At 73.3% G+C, this 4,800-nt stretch carries 6 protein-coding genes; 3 read left to right on the top strand and 3 right to left on the bottom strand.

Features of this window, described 5'->3' with window-relative positions; all coding sequences use genetic code 11:
- Positions 1–225 (top strand): hypothetical protein (locus BJP40_RS35050; protein WP_218153241.1); only part of this gene is annotated, 225 nt, incomplete at its 5' end.
- A 1,087-nt stretch (positions 226–1,312) separates the two neighbouring features.
- Here the strand turns inward: BJP40_RS35050 and BJP40_RS34740 are convergent.
- The gene (locus BJP40_RS34740; RefSeq protein WP_177204509.1) at positions 1,313–1,456 is read right to left on the bottom strand and encodes a hypothetical protein; all 144 of its coding nucleotides are present in this window, start codon (positions 1,454–1,456) and stop codon (positions 1,313–1,315) included.
- 91 nt (positions 1,457–1,547) lie between these two features.
- Positions 1,548–1,928, bottom strand: coding sequence for a peptidoglycan-binding protein (locus BJP40_RS29470; RefSeq protein WP_071283655.1), 381 nt, complete (start codon positions 1,926–1,928; stop codon positions 1,548–1,550).
- Between the two features lie 301 nt (positions 1,929–2,229).
- Here BJP40_RS29470 and BJP40_RS29465 point away from each other — a divergent pair, with 301 nt between their 5' ends.
- A complete protein-coding gene (locus BJP40_RS29465; protein ID WP_236243594.1) occupies positions 2,230–3,111 on the top strand; it encodes a GNAT family N-acetyltransferase in 882 nt (293 codons plus the stop codon).
- Positions 3,112–3,254: 143 nt separating this feature from the next.
- Here BJP40_RS29465 and BJP40_RS33815 read toward each other — a convergent pair whose 3' ends face one another.
- Positions 3,255–3,467 (bottom strand): hypothetical protein, encoded by a 213-nt coding sequence (locus BJP40_RS33815; protein ID WP_143066050.1) that lies wholly within the window; start codon positions 3,465–3,467, stop codon positions 3,255–3,257.
- A 230-nt stretch (positions 3,468–3,697) separates the two neighbouring features.
- Here BJP40_RS33815 and BJP40_RS29460 point away from each other — a divergent pair, with 230 nt between their 5' ends.
- Complete coding sequence (locus BJP40_RS29460) at positions 3,698–3,886, top strand: hypothetical protein (RefSeq protein ID WP_071283652.1); 189 nt, start codon at positions 3,698–3,700, stop codon at positions 3,884–3,886.
- Positions 3,887–4,800: the final 914 nt, after the last annotated feature.

The following is a 4,800-nucleotide window of genomic DNA, read 5'->3' as shown; positions in this document are numbered from 1 at the left end:
CACAACACCCCAGGCCACCAACGACCCGGCACACCAACAAACCCCCCTCCGAGCGTTAGTCGGCACGGCGGCGAGATCAGCGCGGAAGACCTCGCGACGGAGACGGGGCTGACGCCGGAGCAGATCGAGGTCGGCGTGATGTGGAAGAACCTGGAATTCCTGCGGTTCAAGCGGCGGCAGGGCGGGGACGGCCCAGGTGCGACCGGGCCAGACGGCGGGTCATGAGGGTGACCGACGTCGCCATGCTGGGGCGGCCCCGGCCGTACTGCGTCCCGTCACCGGGGACCGGGGCCTTGCCCGCACACTCCATACCGGCACGGGCCAGGGCGAGCCTAACGGGCGACGGGCACACCGGACTTAAAGGGGATGCTGCGAGCCACTGCCCGAGATGGAGCCCAGACAGCCAGGGCACGCCATTGCCTCGTATGTGGGCGGCGGCCACCGTTCGGCGTTCCGTTGCGGAACCACCTGCTTCATGCCATTCGTCGTTCTTCCGCAGATGGTCTCTGTTTCGCCCCACTCCCTGCCGCGGAGGTCAGGCCACTCCACAGCGTGGGCCGCACGGATGAACCCCCGAACGTAGTCGTCCTTCATCGAGGGCTCTTTCCGGCTTTCCTGTTCCAGGGCGGTGGCGTAGGTGGTCACACCCCCACGCTAAGCGCCTATACGCAAGCAGGGGCCAATCCGTTAGGCCGACAGGCGCCGGTCCCTGCTGAGTGGGGGTACACCTACGTCTCGGCCGATGGCGCCTGTCTTCCGAGGACTCCGCGCCGCCGCCCGCACGGCCGCGCGTCACTCCCCTCTGGCCGGGCGTCATCGCGTTCTCGGGGAGCGCCAGCCGGGCCAACGCGTCCGCCCCGGACTGCGCGGGCTCCGCCGATACCCGGGCTGCCCTCGATGCGGCACGGGCTTGCTGTAACACCACCAGCGGTACGTCGAAGTATCCGGCGATCTGCGCCAGCCAGTACGGCCCCGGCGTTCGGCCGTCCCGTTCCAGCTCCCACCGGCTGATCTCCGTGGCCGTCAGCGTCGGCCGGCGAGCGTATCCGCCCAGCCTCTCGGCCGTCTCCGCCTCCGTCAGCCCGCGGGACTCCCGCAGCCGACGCAGCATCGGCCCGATCCGTCCACCGTGGTCGGGAGCATGCGACACGTGGTCCTCCGTTCCGGCTTCGACGCCAGGACGGTACCCGCCCAGGCGCGTGGGAACGGCGACGGCACGGCGCGCCGGGCAATGCGGGTACGGGCGTTCGCGGCCGCGCGCGGTGGTCCGACGGGCCCGCTGCGCCCGCAGCCGCAGATCCGGTGTCCCGGCCTACTCGGTGGTGCACCCGGGGTCGGGGAGGTCCGGCGGGAAATGCCGCTCCAGGATCCGCGCCCACGTGGGCAGGGTGACGAAGCCCGTGGTGTCGGCCTGCGCCTGGCCCAGCTCGGCCAGAGCGTCGACAAACGGCTGCAACGACAAGCTCACCGGGGCGGCGCAGGCGGCCGCCCCGGCGTTCTTGCTGCCGCGCCGGGCCCGCAGGCGGACGGGCAGTGGTCGCTCGGTGTTAGCGGCGCGTGCTGGGGATGTAGCCGTAGCAGGCCGACCGCCAGGTGCCGTCGTTCGTGAGGTTGTCCAGGATGCTGTTGCCGGTGTTCTTGCCCACGATGCCGTCGACGGACAGCCGGGACGCCCGCTGGAACTTCTTCACCCACGCCTCGGTCTTGGACCCGAACAGCTTGTCCTCCACGAGAGGCCGTCCCTGCCCGGTGCGCTGCGCCCAGTTGTTGACCCCGCGCTGGACGCACAGGACACCGGCGCGGTTGCCGCTGCCCTTACTGATGTTGGGTACGTTGGGCGCGGCCTGGGCCGGGCCGGCGGTGGCCAGAGTGCCCCCGACCAATGCCACGGTGGTCAGGACGGCGGCAAGGTGGCTGCGGTAGGTCATGGATCTTCCCCCTTCTCTTTCTCTGATGCGGCGCCACTGGTCTGATGGCGCCGCGCGTGACGAGGATCGTAGGACGGGGCCCTCGTCCGCTCACGGTCGCGAAGGGGGAAATGACGTGAAACATGCCACAGGTTGACACACCCCGCCCCCTCGACGCACGCGGCAGCCCAGCGGGGGGCTCCGCCCGAGGGCCGGGGAGACGGGGAGCACGCCCGGACCTCACCCGGGGGGTGATGGCGTGCGGGCGCCGGACGGGGCAGGCTGGAGGGGAGAGATCCGGCGAGGAAGGCGGAAGCAGTCTGTGGCGATCACGACCCCCGGTGCGGCGACACAGCTGTCGGTGCGGCCTTACCAGGACGGCGACGAGGCGGCGGTACTGGATCTGGTGGCTGCCGACCGGCTGGCCGGCCAGCCTCTGACCACACCGGCGATGCTCGCTGAGGCCCTGGCCGGTCGTTCACCGGTCGACGGCGGATGGTGGGCGGAGCTGGCGGTGCCGGTTACCGAGGTGATCTGCAACGCGGCGGGCACGGTGCTCGGCGCGGTTTCCTACTCCACCCGTCACAGCGACGGCGCGGGGTTCATCCTGTGGCTGCACTGCCGCGAGGACCGGGTCCTCGCAGCGGCCCTGATCGCCCGCGCGCTGGACCGGCTCGGCCCGCGCACGGTGCACGCCTTCGAGTTCGCCTCCGCTCTGGCCCTCGGGTTGGAGGGCCTGCCGGCCAAGCACCGCCCGGCGACCCGGGCTGCCTTGGAGGCGGCTGGGTTCGCCGGCCGTGACCTGTGGCGCTACATGCGCGCGGATCTGCCGATCGGCGGCCTGCCGCACGTCGCCCGGTACACCGTCACCGACTGCGAGGACCCGCCGGGCAAGCGCCTGGAGGTGCGTGAGGGCGGGGAGCTCCTGGCGGAGGCCACCATCGGGCGAGCGGTCGCCGGGATCGGGGTGCTGTGGTGGATCGGCGTCACCCCGGCCGCCCGAGGGCGAGGCCTGGGGCTGGCCCTGCTCGGCTCCGCTTTGGACGTGCTGGCCGGGCTCGGCGCCCGCGAGGCGATCCTCTACGTCGACGATGACGCCCTTGCGGGGGACCCGGAGCGGGACCGAACCGCCGCCAACGGCATGTACGACCGGGCCGGCTTCACCGAGGTCGACCGGCTCCATTCCTTCACATCCCGCCCCTAGCCAGTCCCCGGGACCCTCGGAGCTGCCCGGTGGCCGTGCGGTTCCCGAGCTGAGCGTGCTCCAGCGCCGCGACGACGCGGGGCCGGCCAGCGCCAGAGGTGGTCGGCGGCTGCGGTAAGCCGTCGCAGGGGTGGTCGGCGTCTTCAAACCCCGCCCGCCGCCGTGGGCGGCCGGCCGACGACTCCGCACTCGCGGTACGCGGCAACGTCGAGCTGCCCACCGGGCCGGTGGAGCGGAGCGGTGCCTGCGTCCGCCTGCGCGGACGTCACCCTGGGCACCTCCACCGGCGGCCGCGGGGCGTCGGGCGGCGCAGGCTTCGGTCCGTGGCCGAGCGGTCGGCGTGCGGTGCTGCTCATGACCGGTGATCGTACGGGCGCCGCACGCGCGGGCGGGGTGGAGGGGACGTGGCCGGGGCCCCGGTGATGGCGCCGTGCTCCGTGCGCGGCAGCGTGAGAGGGTCGGCCGAATGCCTCAGGATCCACCCGAACGGCCTACCCGCACGCGCGTCGTTCGCCCGTTCGGCTCAGCCTGGGTCCAGGAGTGCCCGCCGCGTTTCGCGTGAACACCGCTCCCGTCGGGAGGCGTCATGATCGTGGTCGCTCTGCTCCTGCCTGTGCTGATCATGCTCATGCTGTTCGGGCTGGACGCCCTGGAGAACCTCCTGTTCCCCCGGCCCGAGCAGCCTCACCGCGCCGACGCGGGAGCCTCGGGGCCGCAGGTGGGCCCAGCGACGACGGGCCCGGTGCGGCCCGTGCCGCCGAAAGACTCCGGCTAGGCACCACCGGCTCTTCGCCTGCCCCTGGTCGTCGCCGGCCCGGGGCAGGTGGCGGCTGCAGCAAGGGCCGCCTGTTCGGGAAGCGGCCCCGAGAAGCCGGGGCGCGGGGTATCGCCCGGCGCCCCGGGGTACCCGGCGCAGGGGAAGAGGGTTCCCCGCCCGTCACCGACAGGGCTGCCCGGTGGCGGGCACCCACCCCGCGGCCCCCGGAGGTGACACGCGCGGCACGCCTGCGCAAGAGGGGTGAGCGGTTTCGCAGACGGCACGGCCCACCCCCGGGGGGGGCGTTTACCACCCTGCGCCAGCGCAAGGGCCCGCGCACACCGCAACAGGGCAGGGCCCCGAGTCCACCCGGACGGCCGTGCGCAAGGGAGCACATGTTGTCCCGCAGCCTTCGCCACCGCCATGCCCTGACGCCGCCCCAGCCGGGCGGGTGCCGCCCCTGGACCGGCCACGGCGAGCATCCAGAGCGCCGCAACCGCGGCCGCGTCCGCCTGGCGCCGGAACTCCCCGGAGGCGCAGCCGCCCGGGCACGCCCTGAGGGGCCAGAAGGAACGCGCCGGGCGGGATACCGCCCCCGGAGAGCCGTTCCCACCCTCCGCCAGGCCAGACCCGCGCGCACCCGGGGCGAGGCCACCAGAGACACAACCACCAGGGCGGGAGCGGTGTGGGGCCGCACCGCGCAGCGAACCGCGGCAGGGCCGGGCGTCGTGAAGGCCGCCGGGCACGCCCTTCGGAGGTGAAGGGTCACGTGTCGCCGCTCCCCCAGACTCCACGAAGGACGCGGCAGGCTCGCCGGGACGGGTAGCTATGGCCCGGCGATCAGCCACAAGATGAGCGCCGCATCGAGATCGGCCGCGTACCGGTACACGACGCTGATCCCGCGGCCGCCGGTGCGCTGGGGGAGCAGCTCG

Source organism: Streptomyces sp. CC53, assembly GCF_001865245.1.
Taxonomy (GTDB): Bacteria; Actinomycetota; Actinomycetes; order Streptomycetales; family Streptomycetaceae; genus Streptomyces.
The sequence above is the reverse complement of the archived record's forward strand: the minus strand, read 5'-3'. Positions and strand labels throughout refer to the sequence as shown.

What these genes read in the sequence shown, in the direction of transcription:
- BJP40_RS29470 (WP_071283655.1), bottom strand. Translation starts at nt 1,928, where the DNA reads ATGACCTACCGCAGCCACCTTGCCGCCGTCCTGACCACCGTGGCATTG.
- BJP40_RS33815 (WP_143066050.1), bottom strand. Translation starts at nt 3,467, where the DNA reads ATGAGCAGCACCGCACGCCGACCGCTCGGCCACGGACCGAAGCCTGCG.
- BJP40_RS29460 (WP_071283652.1), top strand. Translation starts at nt 3,698, where the DNA reads ATGATCGTGGTCGCTCTGCTCCTGCCTGTGCTGATCATGCTCATGCTG.